Source organism: Bacillus sp. C30, from assembly GCF_040838255.1.
GTDB lineage: Bacteria > Bacillota > Bacilli > Bacillales > Bacillaceae_G > Bacillus_A > Bacillus_A mycoides.
In genome coordinates this window covers 21,866-40,718 of the sequence record NZ_JBFPJH010000003.1, presented here as the reverse complement: position 1 = coordinate 40,718, position 18,853 = coordinate 21,866, and the positions used below count along the sequence as shown (strand labels likewise).

The following is an 18,853-nucleotide window of genomic DNA, read 5'->3' as shown; positions in this document are numbered from 1 at the left end:
AAAAAACTGCTAGGAGATCCTAGCAGTTTTTTTCAGCTTCTTGGCGCTGACGTTCGATTTCCGCACGAAGTTGTGGTTCCGGTGCTTGCCATCCTTCTGGCTTCATAATTTTGCCATCGCCCTCGCGGAATCGAGGCTTTCCATCAGGGAATAGTTTTGCCATGTTAGCATTGTTTACAATTTCAAATCCTTTATCTGGACGTACGCCCATTTCTGCAAACGTTCCGAATGCAAAGTAAATAAGGTCAATAAGTGCATCATATTGATCTTCAACAGTTGTTGCTTCTAGAAATTCTTCTAACTCTTCTTGCATAAAGCTAGCACGAATTTTTGCACGCTCTTCTGTTAGTTTTGTTGGAGTACTTGTCACAGGATGTCCGAACTCTTCATGCATTTTTGCAACAAGTTCGTATCCTTTATCTAAACCTTTTTCGTTTGTCATGTTGTTTCATCCTTTCTTACGTTATGCCGAAGTTTATTGTAACATAAGGTAGTTATTTAATAAAAAAACATCTTATGAGAAATAAGATGTTCGCTCGTTATTCTTCTTTCTTAATTAAAATGGATAAAATAAGATCGATGCCAAACATTCCGATGAGTAGCATTGGTATAACGACAAGTAAATAACGTGTGAAAGAAACATTTTTTAAGTATGTATGAGCAAATAAAAAGACGCCGAGAAATAAAATACCATTTAAAATAGGTTTTACTAATTTTTTAGACATAAGCTCCCCCGTAAATATCTTTTCTCTCTATATTTGGTAATGAAAAACTCCTCTCTCCGTTGTATCATGCCGGAGGGAGGAGTTCAATCATTATCATTCAATTACGCCAGAATTTGTAATGTTAACTGTGTATTTTATTGTAATGGGAACATCTTTGTACATTTTTCTCCACTCTTCTAATTTAAATGGACGATAATGTTCTTTATACCTTGCACCAAGGCCGAGTGGATCCACATTTAACGATTTAAACTGTTTAATTAGTTTGTTAGCTGTTGCATCTAATTGTTTTTCAACTGATTTTTCTATTTTTTTTGTGTTCTTTTTATTATCTAAGTTGAACTGTTTAGAGATTTCTTGAATACGTGCTTCTAGTTTGACGTGTATAAAAAATGATGGTTTTCCGTCTTTAATATTTACTTGGTAAGTAGGGACGGAGCGAATATTATTAATGATTGTGTATCCGGAGTTTGCTTTAAATTCATGTGAATCTAAGCGGTGTTTTTCCAATAAGCCTTTAAAGGCGAACATATCGTGATAGTTAATTTTACCAACATATTTATCTCTTTTTAAAAGTCCGATACCAGTAATTTTTATTTTATCTTTATCTTTTTTGAGGATTGGTAAATAGGAATCTTGGCCTTCACGATAATATCGATAGGCTCCTAGATGTAGATTGTCAGTAGGTAAAGGGCCTGTTTGCATATTATGGTCTAACATTTTCTTTATATAAATGGCAACGTTAGATGATGTTGTATATTTACCTTTTAGTAAGTCCATCCCAGTTCCTTCTAATAGACCGACATACATTGAGTTCCCGATGTTCACATCTCGAATTAATGTGTCAAAGGAAGTAGATAATCCTTTTTTAGCAATTCTTGTAGTAAATAGAGCAACACGCATTTGTCCGCTGGCAAATGGTTGAGAAGACTCTAAAGATGTGTCTGCTTTTACTTGTTTTACTGCGTTTCCTACTCCTTCAAAGACTTGAACTTTATTACCTTTTTTCTGTATAGGACAAACGAATGTGACTTTTACTTTATTATCTTTTGCTGTATCAAAAACAGTCCCTTGAATTAGGTTGACATCATCGATAATATTTTTTTGTAAGCAACCAGTTAGACTGAAGATGCTAATACAAGAAAGAAGAATTAATTTTCTTTTGATTTTTTCCATTTTCTTTTCACCCACACAATAATAAATAGAATTGGGATGTATACATAAATAAGCCAAAAACTAACTTTTGATGCATTACTAATAAAATTATTAATATCGTGTCTGTTCGTTAAAAGCTCTGAAACAATGAGGGTAATGAGCAAAAAAGTAATTAAAACACCTCTTTGTTTTACACGAAATACTTCGTGTGTTCCTCTTGTCGCAGCCCATAAAGGAAGAATGAAGCTTGTAACAATAACGAGAGCGTAAGCTGAGATTGCAATGTACTCTAGCCTTTCTATGAAAGGAAGTTGGATTACTTGGGTCATGGAAAGTTGTGACCATATTGTTTTTGATAATTGTTTTTCACTAAAAAACGAAAAGGCTAAAAGTGTACTAAATAAATATAGAAGGTTTGAAAATAGTGCTCCGTATTGAGCGGACTTATGAGATTGCTTAGGATTTTTCACAAATGGATAAATCATAAGATAAATCTCAAACCCTGTCATACTGTAGATTGACAGCTGGGCGGCTTTTAAAATATCTGAAAAAGAATGTGTGAAAATAGGTAGTAAATTAGGCCAATGTGAGTATTTCAAAACGAATAGGCTAAGAAATAAATATCCCAATGTACCACCAGCAGAGATGACGCAAATACCAGTAATTACACGAAATCCAGAAGAAATAATGTAATAGCTAACTAAGCATAAAAAGAGTGTTAACATCCAAGTTGAAGCGGTAGGAAACATCCACACTTGAATAATTTCAACGTATGTTCGAATGACAGAAATGCTGACGGTTAAAAAATAGGCTATAAAGATGAGATTAATGCCGTTTCCTAGCCATTTTCCAAACGTTTGTCGCTGTAAATCAATTAAATTTCCGTTTGTTTCTTTTAACAAGAAATACATCATCCATAGGAGAATATGAATGATGATTCCTGTGATGAGAACTCCTATCCAACCGTCATATCCAGCAGCCTTAGCAATAATACGGGCAAACCCAAGGACGCCGGCACCGAATTGTGCACCGTGAATTAAAAAGAAAACGAAGACGGGTGATATTTGGTGTTCTGCTTTAATTTTACTCATCGATGCACCTCATTTCTTAATCATCAAAATCTGACGTATGTTTCGTAGAAATTCCATTAGTTGCTTTCTTTACGTGTTGCGGTCTTGCTTGAACATCTCGTGTATCAATCATTGTTAATGGAAAACGAATCCAAGAATCTTTAAAGGATTGTTGTCTCGTTGGATAAAAGAGAGCGTACGGCTTACGTAAAGAAGTAAGTCTAAACAAATGGGTAAATAAAAAGATAAACCCAAGAGAGATACCAAATAGACCACCTATTTCTGCAAATGCGAGAAATGGGAAACGTAGTAAACGAACGGCGTTGCCCATTTTATAAATGGGCGTAATAAAGGAAGCTAACGCTGATAAGGCAACGATAATTAATAAAATATTACTCGTTAAACCAGCTTGCACGGACGCTTGCCCGATTACGATACCGCCTACAATACCGAGCGTTTGTCCGACCTTCATAGGTAATCGAGCGCCAGCTTCTCTTAATAAATCAATCGCAAGTTCCAAGAAAAGTGCTTCTATTAAAGGGGGAAATGGTACTTGAGCCCTTGATAAAATCAATGTTTCAAGTAAGTCACTCGGAACTAATTCATAATGATAATTCAAAACTGCAACGTATAATGGAGTTGCACAAATTGAGAATAGAACAGCGATCAATCTTAAAATCCTTGAGAATGTAGCGTACAGCCAAGAAACGTTATAGTCTTCTGGCGAAATGAAAAAATCGAAATATGATACAGGTGTTAATAGGACGCTCGGAGAACCATCAACAAAAATAGCTATTTTCCCATCAATAAGTGCTTTTGTGACTCTATCAGTGCGTTCTGTATTTATATAGAGAGGGAAAATTGACTTTTCACCCATTAATTCTTGTATATAAGCACTATCATTAATTTGATCATATTCAAGAGCGCGTAATGATTCCTCTAGAAAATCTACATTATCTTTTTCAGCTAGGTTGTCTAAATACATCATGACAACTTTTGTTTTTGAAAACTCACCGATAATCATTTCTTTTGTGTGTAAATCTAAAACAGGAAGGCGTTTTCGTACTAAATTAATATTCGTATCAATATCTTCTACGAATCCTTCTTGTGGCCCGATAACGGTTGATTCGTTTAATGGAGGAGTTGGTGCACGATAATTATCAATTGCAATGTTTGCAAGCATACATTTTTGATCTTGCTGATTTAATTGAATAATTGCATGTCCCTTTAAAACCATGTCCTCAATTTTTTGTAAGTCGTTCGTAATCGTTATACCACTCATTGGAATATGTTCTTTTAATTCTTCTAATGGAGCGCAAGGACGTTCCAAAAGAGTAGGCATTAAATACTTTTGCAATTTCTCACCATCAAGTGAAGGACGATAGTAAGAAATCCAATAAGGCATCGTTTCATCGTCAGATGTATGGTAATTAACAAAGTCACTAGACTGTTTCATCTTCTCTATTAAATCTTGTAGAGAATGAATATGGTCACTTTCTGGTTTGCTAAAGTCATAAATGCTGTTACTTCCTGAGCTTTGCTGTTTGTTTTGAGAATTATCATCTTGCTTAGAATTTTGCTGTTTGCTTTGAGAATTATCCTCTTGTTTAGAATTTTGCTGTTTGTCTTGAGAAGAATCATCTTGTTTAGAATTTTGCTGTTTGTCTTGAGAAGAATCATCTTGCTTAGAGTTTTGCTGCTTGTTTTGAGAATTATCATCTTGTTTAGAATTTTGCTGTTTATTTTGAGAATTATCATCTTGCTTAGAATTTTGCTGTTTGTTTTGAGAAGAGTCCTCTTGTTTAGAATCTTGCTGCTTGTTTTGAGAATTATCCTCTTGCTTAGAACTTTGCTGTTTGTCTTGAGAAGAATCCTCTTGCTTAGAATTTTGCTGTTTGTTTTGAGAAGAATCCTCTTGTTTAGAATTTTGCTGTTTGTCTTGAGAAGAATCCTCTTGTTTAGAATTTTGCTGTTTGTCTTGAGAAGAATCCTCTTGTTTAGAACCTTGCTGTTTGTTTTGAGAAGAATCATCTTGCTTAGAACTTTGTTGTTTGTCTTGAGAAGAATCACCTTGTTTAGAACTTTGTTGTTTGTCTTGAGAATTATCCTCTTGTTTAGAACTTTGCTGCTTGTTTTGAGAAGAATCCTCAGTTTGTTCCGTACTTTTTGGCTCGCCATTCTTATCTTTGTTATGTTCCTTTTGATCATCTGGCTGTTGTTTCGAATCATCTGTCTCTTTTGTATTTGAGTTTTTTTTCTTACGTAACCAATTCCAAATCATATGTATGCCCTCTTTGATCTTGTAATATAGTGCTATTTTGTGGCTAATTTTGTATATTATTCATTTATTTATGAAAAGAAGGAGGAGATTGGTTTGTATAGAAAAAATCCTTTAGTAAGCAGTTCATAATATGATGGGAAGAAGGTGAGTCTATGCAAATTGTAAAAAAGGAGAAATTTGTTTTAAAAGAGTTTGTGTTTGAAAATGGTAGGGAAATTCCTGTTCAAATGGGGTATGAGACGTATGGTGCTTTAAATAGAGAAAGATCAAATGCGATTTTGGTTTGTCACTATTTTAGTGCAACAAGTCATGCGGCAGGAAAATATACAGAGCATGATGAGGAAGCTGGTTGGTGGGATGGATTAATTGGACCTGGGAAAGCAATTGATACAAATAAATATTTCGTTATATGTACTGATAACCTTTGTAATGTACAGGTGAAGAACCCCTACGTAATTACAACGGGACCAAAATCGATAAATCCGGTGACTGGCTTTGAGTATGCGATGGATTTTCCAGTCTTCACATTTTTAGATGTAGCACGCATGCAATATGAGTTAATAACAGATATGGGGATTTCTAGGTTACATGCTGTAATGGGACCGTCGGCAGGTGGGATGATTGCGCAGCAATGGGCTGTTCACTATCCTCATATGGTAGAGCGAGTGATTGGAGTTATTACGAATCCACAAAATCCAATTATAACGTCGGGAAATGTAGCGCAAAATGCGATTGAAGCAATTCAGCTTGATCCAAACTGGAAAGGTGGAAAGTATGGAGAAGAGCAGCCAACGAAGGGTCTTCATTTAGCAAATCGAATGATGTTTATGAATGCGTTTGATGAACATTTTTATGAAATGGCATTCCCGCGGAACAGTATAGAAATGGCACCTTATCAGGAATTTTCTGCATTAACATCATTTGAGAAAGAGATTAATAAAGTGACGTGCAAAAGTATAGATTTAGTAGATGCAAATTCGTGGATGTACACTGCGAAAGCAGTCTTATTACATGATATTGCGCATGGATTTTCTTCTTTAGAAGAGGCTCTTTCTAATATAGAAGCGAATGTACTCATGATTCCGTGCAAACAAGATTTACTTCAGCCACCTCGTTATAATTATAAAATGGTAGACATTTTGCAAAAACAGGGGAAATATGCAGAAGTGTATGAGATAGAAAGTATAAATGGGCATATGGCTGGGGCATTAGATGTTCATTTGTTTGAAAAGAAAGTTTACGAGTTTTTAAATCGGAAAGTATCTAGTTTTGTGTAGGAAATAATTAATGTGGAAAGGTGCATGATTTATAGTAGGCACCTTTTTTTACATGATTTGCAGACGGAAAATATATGAAGCGACTGATAAACCGAAGAAAGCTATACTAAGTAATAGAAATAAGAATGACATTTCTTGAGGGGATTTTATCTTTTTATTATTTTTCATACTAAGAGCAATAACTGCAAAAACTAAGAAAATGATGCCCATAATGAAAAGAAAAAGTGTCATTTTAACTGGCTCCTTTCATCAAACAAGTATATTGAGGATACAATGCGCCAGTTATGTTTGTAAAGAATAAGTTTTGCCGGGAAATTGAGAAATAAATGTTCCATTCTTTGCGTTCCTTCCTTCGCATGCTAAAATTGATGAGAAATGATTGTTTAAAGAAGAAACTGAAGGTTTTATTGTATATAAGGAGGAACTACATATGACAGAAGTAAAAACAATTACTACAGAAGAAGTGCAAGAGCGTTTAGAAAATGGAGAAACATTATTTTTAGTAGATGTAAGGGAAGATGAAGAAGTTGCGGCAGGGAAAATTCCGGAAGCTGTACATATTAAAATGGGCGATATTCCAAATAAAGTAGATTTCTTTGAGAAAGAGAATGAATATATCTTTATTTGCCGTTCGGGAATGCGTAGTGAAAATGTATGCCATTATTTAAATGAGCAAGGATTTAAAACGGTGAATATGGTTGGCGGTATGCTTCAATATGAAGGTGAAACGAAATAGTTAATTGTTAAAAACTTGAAACGAGTCTGTTTCAAGTTTTTTTCTTTTGCATACAGTATACAAAAGGGGGAGGCGAAATGGGAATTAACATGCGTAAAGTAAAAATTATAAATAATACAGGAGCTGTTAATGTTGGCGACTGTTATGATATCTCACCTTTAGCTGTGGCAAAAATATATGCTGGTGCTGGAGGATCGAGTGCGGCTGTTTTTTTAAATGGGAAACGACAGCCAGAAGCTGTGATTAGAACATCAGTGTTTCTTCCGCCATTAGCGACGAGTACACGTACATTAGGTGCATAAAGGAAAGGTAGAGTGTAAGTATGCCTGCACGTATTAAAGAATTTATTATCGTTAATAATACTGGGAATATATTTACAGGGGATAATTTGAGTGATACTTCATTTACTGCTTCGAAATCGTATAGTGGTTCAATGGGGTGCACTTGGATTGACGTTGTTACAGTAATAGGGACGGAGACGAAGCTTTGTTTACAACCGGGAGATTCGGTGACGACAACCTATACACGAGGTACCCCTGCTGGTACTGTAACGGGAACAAATATGGGGCAAGGTACAAATGTGTCGAGTATATCGCAAGCTGTCCCTAATACAGATAATATGGATTCAGTTGCTGGACTCCCTTAAGGAATTAAGGGAGTTTTTATTATTTAAAATAAAAATAGTCTTTGAGATTGTTTTTGTAAATACATATTAAGAAGAAGAGGTTTGTTTAAAGTAAAAAAGATGGTGTGTAGGTGGTGAAAGTGTGAAAGAGCGCGATAGACAAAATTCATTAAACTCTAATTTCAGAATTTCACCGAATCTTATTGGACCTACTTTTCCCCCCGTTCCAACGGGATTTACTGGCATTGGGATTACTGGTCCAACCGGTCCACAAGGCCCGACTGGCCCACAAGGACCAAGGGGATTTCAAGGTCCGATGGGGGCGATGGGCCCGACAGGACCTCAAGGAGTGCAAGGTATTCAAGGACCAGCTGGACAAATGGGTGCAACAGGACCAGAAGGACAGCAGGGACCACAAGGATTAAGGGGACCACAGGGAGAAACTGGAGCGACAGGACCTCAAGGAGTGCAAGGGTTACAAGGTCCAATTGGTCCAACCGGAGCGACTGGGGCACAAGGTATACAAGGTATACAGGGGATACAGGGATTACAGGGGCCGATTGGAGCTACCGGGCCAGAGGGACCTCAAGGAATTCAAGGAGTGCAAGGGGTACCGGGTGCAACAGGTTCACAAGGAATACAAGGAGCTCAAGGGATACAAGGCCCACAAGGACCGAGTGGAAATACGGGAGCAACCGGAGCGACTGGTCAGGGGATTAGTGGTCCGACTGGAATAACAGGTCCAATAGGGATAACCGGCCCATCTGGAGGACCTCCAGGTCCGACTGGGGCAACTGGTGCGACAGGGCCAGGAGGTGGACCGAGTGGAAGTACAGGAGAAACAGGAGCACAGGGCCTGCAAGGAATCCAAGGGGTTCAAGGGCCAATTGGACCAACGGGTCCAGAAGGTCCGCAAGGTATTCAAGGTATTCCTGGTCCGACAGGAGTAACTGGTGAACAAGGAATCCAAGGGGTTCAGGGAATTCAAGGGATAACGGGTGCAACAGGAGATCAAGGTCCGCAAGGTATACAAGGGGCCATAGGACCTCAAGGTATAACCGGAGCAACAGGAGATCAAGGCCCACAAGGAATTCAAGGGGTACCTGGTCCAACCGGGGACACAGGCTCACAAGGATTCCAAGGAATTCAAGGGCCAATGGGTGATAGAGGACCAACAGGCCCAGAAGGACTTCAGGGTCCGCAAGGAATACAAGGAGTGCCAGGACCAGCTGGAGCAACAGGTCCAGAGGGCCCACAAGGAATCCAAGGAATTCAAGGACCAATAGGAGTAACAGGTCCAGAAGGTCCACAAGGCATTCAGGGAATACAAGGGATTCAAGGTATAACAGGAGCAACCGGAGCACAAGGAGCAACTGGAGTTCAAGGTGTTCAGGGGAATATAGGAGCAACAGGTCCAGAGGGCCCGCAAGGAGTGCAAGGTACTCAAGGGGATATAGGTCCAACAGGTCCAATGGGTCCACAGGGAGTTCAAGGACCGACGGGTGCGCAAGGGGTGCAAGGCCCACAAGGAATTCAAGGAATCCAAGGAATCCAAGGAATCCAAGGGCCGACAGGAGTAACTGGAGATACGGGTACAACAGGGGCGACAGGGGAAGGGACTACAGGAGCAACTGGAGTAACGGGGCCATCAGGTGTAACGGGTCCATCAGGAGGCCCAGCCGGACCGACTGGCCCAACAGGTCCATCAGGTCCGACGGGAGTGACAGGTCCATCCGGTGGACTACCTGGTCCGACAGGAGCGACAGGTGTAACGGGAGGAGTAGGAGATACGGGAGCAACTGGAGTAACTGGTGCAACCGGAGCAACGGGGCTGCAGGGTCCACAAGGAATACAAGGAGTACAAGGAGACATAGGCCCAACCGGTTCGCAAGGTGTTCAAGGTCCACAAGGGATCCAAGGTATAACGGGAGCCACGGGAGATCAAGGTCCGCAAGGAATTCAAGGCCCGCAAGGAATCCAAGGTCCAACAGGTCCTCAAGGAATCCAAGGAGGTCAAGGACCACAAGGGATACAAGGGGCAACAGGTGCAACCGGAGCACAAGGCCCACAGGGAATTCAAGGGATACAAGGGGTGCAAGGTCCGACTGGTCCACAAGGCCCAACCGGAATACAAGGTGTGCAAGGAGAAATAGGTCCAACCGGTCCGCAAGGTGTGCAAGGTTTACAAGGTCCACAAGGCCCAACCGGGGACACGGGTCCAACAGGCCCACAAGGCCCACAAGGAATTCAAGGTCCAACGGGAGCGACAGGAGCGACCGGGGTGACTGGAGTTAGTACAACTGCAACGTATGCATTTGCGAATAATACATCAGGAACCGCTATTTCCGTTTTATTAGGTGGTACGAATATCCCATTACCGAACAATCAAAATATTGGACCAGGAATAACTGTTAGTGGTGGAAATACTGTATTTACAGTTGCGAATGCAGGGAATTATTATATAGCCTATACAATTAATTTAACGGCAGGATTACTTGTAAGTTCTCGTATAACTGTAAATGGCAGTCCGCTTGCGGGAACGATAAACTCCCCGGCAGTGGCTACTGGTTCATTTAGTGCACCAATAATTGCTAACTTGCCTGCTGGAGCTGCTATTAGTCTGCAGTTATTTGGATTAGTTGCAATAGCTACATTATCTACAACAACGCCAGGAGCTACTCTAACTATTATTAGATTAAGTTAATAAGCAAAAAAACCTTGGAACTTTTATGTTTCAAGGTTTTTTTATCTCGTTACTTGTAGATAGTCTAATTGGTTAGTAAAGTTTCACTTTATTCACCTTAGCAAAAACATCGCAGTTCGAAAATATATTATAATAGAATGAAAAGAGAGAAATTTGGCAGAAAGGGAGGGTGGCGATGCAGGAGAAGGTTAAAGACTTTTTTGGACGCCCACTTCAAGATTTACGCATATCTGTCATTGATCGTTGCAATTTTAGATGTACATATTGTATGCCAGCGGAAGTATTTGGGCCTGATTATGCTTTTTTGAAAGATGAGTTTTTACTAACGTTTGATGAAATTGAGCGTTTGGCAAAAGTGTTTGTTAGCATCGGTGTACGAAAAATTAGAATTACTGGTGGCGAACCACTGCTTCGTAAAGATTTAACAAAACTTATTGCACGTCTCGTGAAAATTGATGGATTAGTAGATATAGGATTAACGACAAATGCTATTCATTTAACGAAACAAGCAAAGGCATTAAAAGAAGCTGGATTACATAGAGTAAATGTTAGTTTAGATGCAATAGATGACGATATATTTAGGAACATTAATGGTCGAAATATTAATACGAAACCTGTGATTAAGGGAATTAAAGCAGCGAAAGAGGCGGGGCTGGAAGTAAAGGTAAATATGGTTGTGAAAAAAGGGATGAACGATCATCAAGTACTTCCAATGGCTGCGTATTTTAAAGAGCAAGGAATCACGCTTAGGTTTATTGAGTTTATGGATGTTGGTAGTACGAATGGATGGAATTTCGATCAAGTGGTTACAAAGCGAGAATTGATCGAGATGATTCATAGAGTGTATCCGCTTGAGCCAGCTGAAGCGCATTATTTCGGTGAAGTTGCGAAGCGATATCAGTACGTTGGAACAAATGTTGAAGTCGGTTTTATTACTTCTGTTTCTGAGTCATTTTGTTCCTCTTGTACGAGAGCGAGAATTTCAGCAGATGGAAAGTTTTATACTTGCTTATTTGCGACAGAAGGATTAGATGTAAGGAAACTTCTTAGAGGAAATCTTTCGGATGATGAGTTATTAAGCGTTATACAAGATGTGTGGGTGAATAGAAAAGATAGGTATTCGGATGAACGGACAGAAGAAAGTGCGAAAAATCGTCCGAAAATTGAAATGTCTTATATAGGAGGATAAGAAAGGGGGATGTCGTATGCAAGAGCGATATTCAAGACAAATGTTATTTTCTGGTGTTGGGGAAGAAGGGCAACGGAAAATAAGAGGGAAGCATGTGCTCGTTATCGGTGCTGGTGCACTCGGAGCAGCGAATGCAGAAGCAATTGTTAGAGCAGGTGTTGGAAAAATAACAATTGCGGATCGTGATTATGTAGAATGGAGTAATTTACAAAGGCAACAATTATATACAGAAGAAGATGCAAAGCATTATAAACCGAAAGCAATAGCGGCAGCAGAACATTTAAAGGCAATTAATTCCGAAGTAGAAATTGTACCGGTTGTGACTGATGTAACGGTGCAAGAAATGGAAGAATTAATTAAAGGTGTAGATTTAATATTAGATGCGACAGATAATTTTGAAACGCGCCTTCTTATTAATGATATATCGCAGATGTATAACGTTCCATGGATATACGGAGGATGCGTTGGAAGCTACGGAGTAACTTATACAATCTTGCCAGGAAAAACGCCGTGTTTTCGATGTTTAATGGAGCATCCAGCGAGCGGAGCGACATGTGATACGGCCGGTATTATACAGCCAGCAGTGCAATTAGTAGTTGCACATCAAATAACGGAAGCCTTGAAAATATTAGTAGAAGATTTTGAGGCACTTCGTGAAACGATGCTATCATTTGATCTTTGGAATAATCAGCAGATGGCATTTAAAGTGAATAGACAGAAAAAGGATACATGTTTATCTTGTGGAAAGTTACGTACATATCCGAGTTTAACATTTGAAGCACAAACGAAAACAGAAGTATTATGTGGGCGAAATACAGTTCAAATCCGTCCAGGTGTGCGTCAGGGTTTTAATTTAGAAGAAATTAAAAAGCGCTTACAAAAAAGTGTGGATGTAAAAGCAACGCCGTATTTATTATCATTTCCAGTGGAAGAATATCGTTTTGTTTTATTTACAGATGGCAGGGCGTTTATTCATGGTACGAATGATATGAATGTTGCGAAACGACTATATGCAAGATATATAGGTTGAACCTAAAGGGGAATCCTTTAGGTTCAAATGGAAAAGGTAGGATTAAGAATTTCTAATATAATCTCCATTTTTTCCGCCCGTTTTTTCAAGTAAGTACGTTTCGCCAATAATCATACCCTTATCAACGGCTTTACACATGTCATATACAGTAAGAGCGGTAGCGGAAGCAGCTGTTAAAGCTTCCATCTCAACGCCGGTACTACCTTCTGTTTTAACTTTTACTTCAATAAGTAGCCGATATTGTTCTTCTGACTGTTTCCAATCGAAAGAGACATCAACACCTTTTAATAATAAAGGATGGCACATTGGGATAATATCAGAAGTACGTTTTGCAGCCATAATACCTGCGATTTGTGCGACGGCTAATACGTCACCTTTACCAATTTCGTTGCGTGAGATTTTATCAAAAATTTCTTTTGTAACGAGAATGCTAGAGCATGCTATTGCTGTTCGAACGGTTATTTTTTTGTCACTTATATCAACCATTTTAGCGCGCCCTTGGTCGTTGAAATGTGTGAATGAAGACATGGAATTCCTCCTTGAAGTAATTGCGATTTAATATATAAAGTGTAATCGAGATTAGATATTTTGCAAATATGAGGTGAGAAACAATGGTAGAAAAACGAATCCCGATTCAAGTTGCTGAGGCTGTAGAGCGGGTTATGAAATATGCTAAGCATGGTGAAGTAGAAGAAGTTTCTATTACAGAAAGTTATGGGAGGATTCTTGGAGAGGATGTTGTCTCAGATCACGATGTTCCTCACTTTGATCGTTCTCCTTACGATGGTTTCGCAATTCGAGCAGAAGACACGAAGGAAGCGAGTCAAGAGCAGCCGATTGAATTTGAAGTAATAGGAGAGATCGGAGCAGGATCTGTTTTTACAGAAGAAGTAGGGGCTTTTCAGGCGGTTCGTATTATGACAGGAGCAGCTATTCCAGAAGATTGCAATGCAGTCGTAATGCTAGAACTGACGGAAGGATTCGAGAGGAACGAAAGTACATATATGAAGTTAAAACGTCCTTTCCAAAACGGTGACAATGTGTCATTTAAAGGAGAAGATATAAAACAAAATCAAGTTCTCGTTAAGAAAGGTGTTGTAATCAATCCAGGTGTTGCCGCATTATTAGCGACGTTTGGATATAGCACTGTGAAAGTTGTAAAACAGCCTGTTGTCGGTATTGTAACGACAGGAAGTGAATTACTAGAAGTGCATGAGGCGTTAGAGCCAGGAAAAATTAGAAATAGTAACTCTTACATGATTGCTGCTCAAATTATGAAAGCTGGCGGGAAAGTGCGTTACTGTGGGCAACTTGCCGATGAGTTAGATGCATGTTTTACAGCTGTTAAATCAGCGATGGATGAGGTTGATATTTTAATTACAACGGGCGGTGTTTCAGTAGGGGATTACGACTATTTGCCAGCTATTTATGAAAGGTTACAGGCGAATGTACTCTTTAATAAAATAGCGATGAGACCGGGGAGTGTAACGACAGTAGCTGAAGTTGATGGAAAGCTACTCTTTGGTTTATCAGGTAATCCATCAGCTTGTTATGTAGGTTTCGAATTATTTGTGCATCCAATTATGAAAACGTATTTGCATGTGAAGGAGCCTCACGTATATAGAACTGATGCTATTTTACAAAAAGATTTCCCGAAACCAAATCCGTTTACTCGTTTTGTAAGAGCAAAAGCGAGTATTGTTAATGGGGCACTACAAGCGATGCCAGTCGGTTTAGATAAATCGAGTGCAGTCTCTTCACTTGCGGATGCAAATGCTTTTATCGTGCTGCCTGGAGGGACGAGAGGATTTGAAGTAGGAATGAAAGTATCTGTATTATTGTTAGAATGCTCTGAGGGAAGTGATTGGCCGTGGGCAAAGCCTCTTCAATCTTACAAATAGTAGGGTATCAAAATAGCGGGAAAACAACACTTGTAGAGAAGATGGTACATGCATTAGCTGAAAGAGAAATGAAGGTTGCTACAATTAAACATCATGGTCACGGGGGCTTTCCTGAAGTAGCGCAAAAAGATAGTGAAAGACACCGAAAAGCTGGTGCTGTAGTAAGTAGTGTAGAAGGTGCTGGATTACTATCTTTGTCCTCTTTGCGAGATGAATGGTCCTTGCAAGAAATTATCCGCTTGTACGAATTTTTTGAAGTAGATACGATTTTAATAGAGGGCTATAAAGCTGAGAACTATCCGAAAGTAGTGTTACTTCGTTCTGCGGAAGACGCTGAACTTTTACATAAAGTAGAAAATATAGCGGCAGTTATTACGTGGTATGATGCTTCGTCAAATGTACGAGAAGAATATAAAGTATTTCATATAACAGAAGAAAAATTGTATATAGACTGGTTTTTACAAACGGCTAGGGGTGCAAAATGATAAATACGTATTATGAAGTAATTGATACAGAAATCTCGATTGAAGAGGTGACAAAGAAAGTAGTTCGCCGTGAATGTGGTGCTGTTACAACATTTATCGGGACAGTTAGGGAGTTTACGAAAGGGCGTCGTACACTATACTTAGAGTATGTAGCTTATAAGACGATGGCAGAAAAGATGCTACAGAAAATTGGGTCAGAAGTGAAGGAGAAGTGGCCCGGTACACATGTTGCGATTACGCATCGCATCGGCACGCTGCAAATTTCTGATATAGCGGTTGTTGTTGCTGTATCAACGCCTCATCGCAAAGAGGCTTATGAAGCGAATGAATATATTATGGAGCGTATTAAGCAAATTGTTCCAATCTGGAAAAAGGAGTTTTGGGAAGATGGTGACTCATGGATTGGTGACCAATTAGAAAAAACACCATATCCAGCAGGAGAGCCTGGGAAGGAGTTATAAATATGATTCGAGTATTGTTATTTGCGAACTTGCAAGAAGAAGCAGGAACGAGTGAATTACAAATAGAGAAAGAAAATATTACTGTTGCAGAGTTAAAAGATATTGTTGCGAAAGAATATAATGTACCAGTGTCAGCGCCAATTATGGTTGCTATTAATGAAGAGTACGCAAATGAAGATGACACGATACACACTGGTGATGTAGTTGCACTAATACCACCAGTGAGTGGTGGTTAATATTGGATTTATGCTATGAAAAACGACTTTCCTAAATAGGGAAAGTCGTTTTTTTATGGCATTTTGGAGAACACTATCTTATAGGAAAAGGAGGAAGTTATGAAAAAGATATTTGTAATGATTGCAATGATATGTTCTGTTTTTTTCTTTTCTCCAAGCAATTCTTTGGCAAAAGAATCGACGGAACAGCTTTTAGAAAGTGCGTTACTGAATCGATATTACTCGGTTATAAGGCAAGTGACAGAAGATCAATATGAATGTGACTCAGTTACAAATATAAAGCGTCTAGGCAAGAAAGATGAGTTTGTTCCTAGGTTTGAAGTTACGATACAATTTCTTACATTTCAAGGGGCACATAATCCGCCGAATGATAAAGTTAAACTTACTTTGGAAGACAATTTAGATCACATAAAGATAAAGAAAGTGGAGCGAGAAAAGAATGTTTCTGGTGCTATTGTAGAAAAGATTTGTGCACGAAAAAACGAAAAAATAAAAGCTCACTCTAATGATTTAGAGCGATAACCTATGACATTTTGTAGAGAAAGGTAATGAGCGATGGATATACTTTTAGCGATTTTACCAGCTATATTTTGGGGGAGTATTGTGCTATTTAACGTGAAACTGGGCGGGGGACCGTATAGTCAAACGCTCGGTACAACGTTCGGTGCACTTATCTTCTCAATTGTCGTTTATATTTTTATGAAGCCGGTATTAACTCCGACCGTTATTGGAGTTGGAATTGTATCTGGCTTATTTTGGGCACTTGGTCAAGCGAATCAATTAAAAAGTATTGATTTAATGGGTGTTTCTAGAACGATGCCGATTTCAACAGGGCTGCAATTAGTCGCGACAACATTATTTGGGGTTATCGTGTTTCATGAATGGTCAACGACGATATCGATCGTTCTTGGAGTTTTGGCGCTCGTTTGTATTATTATCGGGGTTATTTTAACATCGCTTCAAAGTAAAGAAGAAAAGAATGCAGAGCAAGCAGGAAATCTTAAAAAAGGAATTATTATTTTATTAATTTCAACAGTCGGTTATTTAGTTTACGTAGTAGTTATCCGGTTATTTAACGTGAACGGTTGGTCGGCTTTATTACCACAAGCGGTCGGTATGGTATTAGGCGGGATTTTACTCACATTTAAACATCATCCATTCAATAAATATGCGATTCGAAATATTCTTCCAGGATTGATTTGGGCAGCTGGAAATATGTTTTTATTCATTTCGCAGCCAAGAGTTGGGGTCGCAACAAGTTTTTCCCTTTCACAAATGGGAATTATTATTTCGACGCTTGGCGGGATCTTTATATTAGGTGAAAGGAAAACGAAGCGTCAATTAATTGGGATTGTTATTGGTATCGTTTTTATCATTGCAGCTGGAATTATGCTGGGGATTGCGAAAAGTTAAGGAGGTATTAAAATGTATAGTGATTTAGAAGGGAAAGTCGTCGTTATTACAGGATCAGCAACTGGTCTTGGAAGAGCCATGGGAGTAAGATTTGCTAAAGAGAAGGCGAAAGTTGTTATTAACTATCGCTCAAGAGAGTCAGAAGCGAACGATGTATTAGAAGAAATAAAAAAGGTAGGTGGAGAAGCGATTGCTGTAAAAGGTGATGTGACGGTCGAGGCAGATGTTGTGAATCTCATTCAATCTGCTGTGAAAGAGTTTGGTACGCTCGACGTTATGATTAATAATGCAGGGATAGAAAACGCGGTACCGTCGCATGAAATGCCGTTAGAGGATTGGAATAAAGTAATTCATACAAATTTAACAGGTGCTTTTTTAGGAAGTCGTGAAGCGATTAAATATTTTGTGGAACACGATATTAAAGGTTCGGTTATTAATATGTCTAGTGTTCATGAGAAAATCCCGTGGCCATTATTTGTGCATTATGCGGCTAGTAAGGGAGGGATTAAGCTTATGACAGAAACGTTAGCGTTAGAATATGCACCAAAAGGTATTCGGGTAAATAATATTGGTCCTGGTGCAATTAATACGCCAATTAATGCTGAAAAATTTGCTGACCCGAAAAAACGTGACGACGTAGAAAGTATGATTCCAATGGGGTACATTGGAAAACCTGAAGAAATCGCAGCAGTAGCAACGTGGCTTGCTTCAGCAGAGGCAAGTTACGTAACTGGAATTACGTTATTTGCAGATGGTGGAATGACTCTATACCCATCGTTTCAAGCGGGGCGTGGGTAATATGAAAGGCCAAAGAGATTTAACTCTTTGGCCTTTTTTACGCAAAAAAAAATAGCGGTCGGCTATTTTTAAAATTAATGATTGATTGTCTCTTGAAGAAATTCTGTTGCTTGATGTTCTGAAACATTCTGTACGAGCGCAACTTCACTAATAACCATTTTACGCGCATTATCTAGCATTTGTTTTTCGCTCGCATTTAATGCTCTTTCTTTATTGCGACGAAGTAAATCACGAACAACTTCTGCACTATCTTGAAGATTGCCGTTCTTCATTTTTTCCATATTCATTGTATATCTTTGTTTCCAAGAGAGTGAGGGGTCTGATTCCCCATGATGAAATTCAAGAAGTATACCATCTAACGTACCTTTATCGACGATATAACGTATACCTGATTTTTGTAATTGATTCATCGGAAGCATTACTTGCATATCTTTACTAATGATGCGTATAACACAATATTGACGCGTAGTGCCTAATATTTCTTTCTCTTCAATTGCTTCGATGATTCCTGCACCGTGCATTGGATAAACGATTTTATCACCAATTTGAAACAAATCATCCACCTCCGTATGTGGTAACTACTTTTAATGATAACATACTAGGATAAAAATGTAAAATTTTATATAATATCACATCTGATATGCTGTAGTCAATATATAAAAGTCGTTTTTTTGTTTGTTTTTTTGCTCTTATAAGTTGAATAAATAGGGGGGATTTTTTTAGAAAAATAGTACAGGCGCAGAAAGAGGGCATATCCACTTATTTTTAAG

Annotated in this window: 22 protein-coding genes; 14 read left to right on the top strand and 8 right to left on the bottom strand. The window is 38.7% G+C overall.

Annotated elements, in window-relative coordinates:
• Positions 1-19 precede the first annotated feature (19 nt).
• The 5 genes from AB3X49_RS00845 to AB3X49_RS00825 all read right to left on the bottom strand — a co-directional run bounded on the left by AB3X49_RS00845 (position 20) and on the right by AB3X49_RS00825 (position 5,228).
• Entirely contained in the window at positions 20-442 is a 423-nt protein-coding gene (locus AB3X49_RS00845; protein ID WP_002034433.1) for a pyrophosphohydrolase domain-containing protein, read from the bottom strand.
• 97 nt (positions 443-539) lie between these two features.
• Entirely contained in the window at positions 540-725 is a 186-nt protein-coding gene (locus AB3X49_RS00840) for a hypothetical protein (protein ID WP_000038778.1), read from the bottom strand.
• Positions 726-818: 93 nt separating this feature from the next.
• Positions 819-1,898 carry a Ger(x)C family spore germination protein gene (locus AB3X49_RS00835; RefSeq protein WP_367960151.1) on the bottom strand — a complete coding sequence of 360 codons (1,080 nt, stop codon included), beginning with the start codon at positions 1,896-1,898 and terminating at the stop codon, positions 819-821.
• The gene (locus AB3X49_RS00830) at positions 1,874-2,968 is read right to left on the bottom strand and encodes a spore germination protein (protein ID WP_367960150.1); all 1,095 of its coding nucleotides are present in this window, start codon (positions 2,966-2,968) and stop codon (positions 1,874-1,876) included. Before AB3X49_RS00830 ends, AB3X49_RS00835 begins: the two co-directional genes overlap by 25 nt.
• A gap of 16 nt (positions 2,969-2,984) precedes the next feature.
• Positions 2,985-5,228, bottom strand: coding sequence for a spore germination protein (locus AB3X49_RS00825; protein ID WP_367960148.1), 2,244 nt, complete (start codon positions 5,226-5,228; stop codon positions 2,985-2,987).
• Positions 5,229-5,380: 152 nt separating this feature from the next.
• On the opposite strand from AB3X49_RS00825, the gene AB3X49_RS00820 reads away from it, so the two are divergent.
• Positions 5,381-6,505, top strand: coding sequence for an alpha/beta fold hydrolase (locus AB3X49_RS00820; RefSeq protein WP_107887346.1), 1,125 nt, complete (start codon positions 5,381-5,383; stop codon positions 6,503-6,505).
• 48 nt (positions 6,506-6,553) lie between these two features.
• Here the strand turns inward: AB3X49_RS00820 and AB3X49_RS00815 are convergent, their stop codons facing one another.
• Complete coding sequence (locus AB3X49_RS00815; protein WP_002015640.1) at positions 6,554-6,736, bottom strand: hypothetical protein; 183 nt, start codon at positions 6,734-6,736, stop codon at positions 6,554-6,556.
• A gap of 199 nt (positions 6,737-6,935) precedes the next feature.
• Between AB3X49_RS00815 and AB3X49_RS00810 the strand changes: the two genes are divergently transcribed.
• The 6 genes from AB3X49_RS00810 (at position 6,936) to AB3X49_RS00785 (ending at position 12,789) form a co-directional block, all read left to right on the top strand.
• Positions 6,936-7,241 (top strand): rhodanese-like domain-containing protein, encoded by a 306-nt coding sequence (locus AB3X49_RS00810; RefSeq protein ID WP_000141214.1) that lies wholly within the window; start codon positions 6,936-6,938, stop codon positions 7,239-7,241.
• A 77-nt stretch (positions 7,242-7,318) separates the two neighbouring features.
• A complete protein-coding gene (locus AB3X49_RS00805) occupies positions 7,319-7,543 on the top strand; it encodes a spore germination protein (protein ID WP_000512595.1) in 225 nt (74 codons plus the stop codon).
• Positions 7,544-7,563: 20 nt separating this feature from the next.
• Positions 7,564-7,887: a hypothetical protein gene (locus tag AB3X49_RS00800; protein WP_367960147.1), complete on the top strand. Its 324-nt coding sequence runs from the start codon at positions 7,564-7,566 to the stop codon at positions 7,885-7,887.
• A 121-nt stretch (positions 7,888-8,008) separates the two neighbouring features.
• Positions 8,009-10,570 (top strand): BclA-related collagen-like exosporium protein, encoded by a 2,562-nt coding sequence (locus AB3X49_RS00795; protein WP_367960146.1) that lies wholly within the window; start codon positions 8,009-8,011, stop codon positions 10,568-10,570.
• A 175-nt stretch (positions 10,571-10,745) separates the two neighbouring features.
• Positions 10,746-11,759: a GTP 3',8-cyclase MoaA gene (gene moaA, locus AB3X49_RS00790; RefSeq protein WP_088032237.1), complete on the top strand. Its 1,014-nt coding sequence runs from the start codon at positions 10,746-10,748 to the stop codon at positions 11,757-11,759.
• Between the two features lie 16 nt (positions 11,760-11,775).
• Positions 11,776-12,789, top strand: a complete 1,014-nt coding sequence (locus tag AB3X49_RS00785; protein WP_002067678.1) for a molybdopterin-synthase adenylyltransferase MoeB — start codon at positions 11,776-11,778, stop codon at positions 12,787-12,789.
• Positions 12,790-12,831: 42 nt separating this feature from the next.
• Here the strand turns inward: AB3X49_RS00785 and moaC are convergent, their stop codons facing one another.
• Positions 12,832-13,317, bottom strand: a complete 486-nt coding sequence (moaC, locus tag AB3X49_RS00780; RefSeq protein ID WP_002129484.1) for a cyclic pyranopterin monophosphate synthase MoaC — start codon at positions 13,315-13,317, stop codon at positions 12,832-12,834.
• Positions 13,318-13,400: 83 nt separating this feature from the next.
• Between moaC and AB3X49_RS00775 the strand changes: the two genes are divergently transcribed.
• The 7 genes from AB3X49_RS00775 to AB3X49_RS00745 all read left to right on the top strand — a co-directional run bounded on the left by AB3X49_RS00775 (position 13,401) and on the right by AB3X49_RS00745 (position 18,083).
• Positions 13,401-14,690 (top strand): molybdopterin molybdotransferase MoeA, encoded by a 1,290-nt coding sequence (locus AB3X49_RS00775; RefSeq protein ID WP_367960144.1) that lies wholly within the window; start codon positions 13,401-13,403, stop codon positions 14,688-14,690.
• The gene (gene mobB, locus AB3X49_RS00770) at positions 14,654-15,175 is read left to right on the top strand and encodes a molybdopterin-guanine dinucleotide biosynthesis protein B (RefSeq protein ID WP_002143449.1); all 522 of its coding nucleotides are present in this window, start codon (positions 14,654-14,656) and stop codon (positions 15,173-15,175) included. The genes AB3X49_RS00775 and mobB overlap by 37 nt, the downstream gene beginning before the upstream one ends.
• The gene (gene moaE / locus AB3X49_RS00765) at positions 15,172-15,636 is read left to right on the top strand and encodes a molybdopterin synthase catalytic subunit MoaE (RefSeq protein ID WP_002129479.1); all 465 of its coding nucleotides are present in this window, start codon (positions 15,172-15,174) and stop codon (positions 15,634-15,636) included. Before mobB ends, moaE begins: the two co-directional genes overlap by 4 nt.
• Positions 15,637-15,638: 2 nt before the next feature.
• A complete protein-coding gene (gene moaD / locus AB3X49_RS00760) occupies positions 15,639-15,872 on the top strand; it encodes a molybdopterin converting factor subunit 1 (protein WP_002089064.1) in 234 nt (77 codons plus the stop codon).
• Positions 15,873-15,971: 99 nt separating this feature from the next.
• Entirely contained in the window at positions 15,972-16,394 is a 423-nt protein-coding gene (locus AB3X49_RS00755; protein ID WP_367960143.1) for a DUF3888 domain-containing protein, read from the top strand.
• 33 nt (positions 16,395-16,427) lie between these two features.
• Entirely contained in the window at positions 16,428-17,285 is an 858-nt protein-coding gene (glcU, locus tag AB3X49_RS00750) for a glucose uptake protein GlcU (protein ID WP_367960142.1), read from the top strand.
• A 12-nt stretch (positions 17,286-17,297) separates the two neighbouring features.
• Positions 17,298-18,083: a glucose 1-dehydrogenase gene (locus AB3X49_RS00745; RefSeq protein WP_002015659.1), complete on the top strand. Its 786-nt coding sequence runs from the start codon at positions 17,298-17,300 to the stop codon at positions 18,081-18,083.
• A 74-nt stretch (positions 18,084-18,157) separates the two neighbouring features.
• Here AB3X49_RS00745 and AB3X49_RS00740 read toward each other — a convergent pair whose 3' ends face one another.
• Complete coding sequence (locus tag AB3X49_RS00740; RefSeq protein ID WP_002138692.1) at positions 18,158-18,637, bottom strand: CarD family transcriptional regulator; 480 nt, start codon at positions 18,635-18,637, stop codon at positions 18,158-18,160.
• Positions 18,638-18,853: the final 216 nt, after the last annotated feature.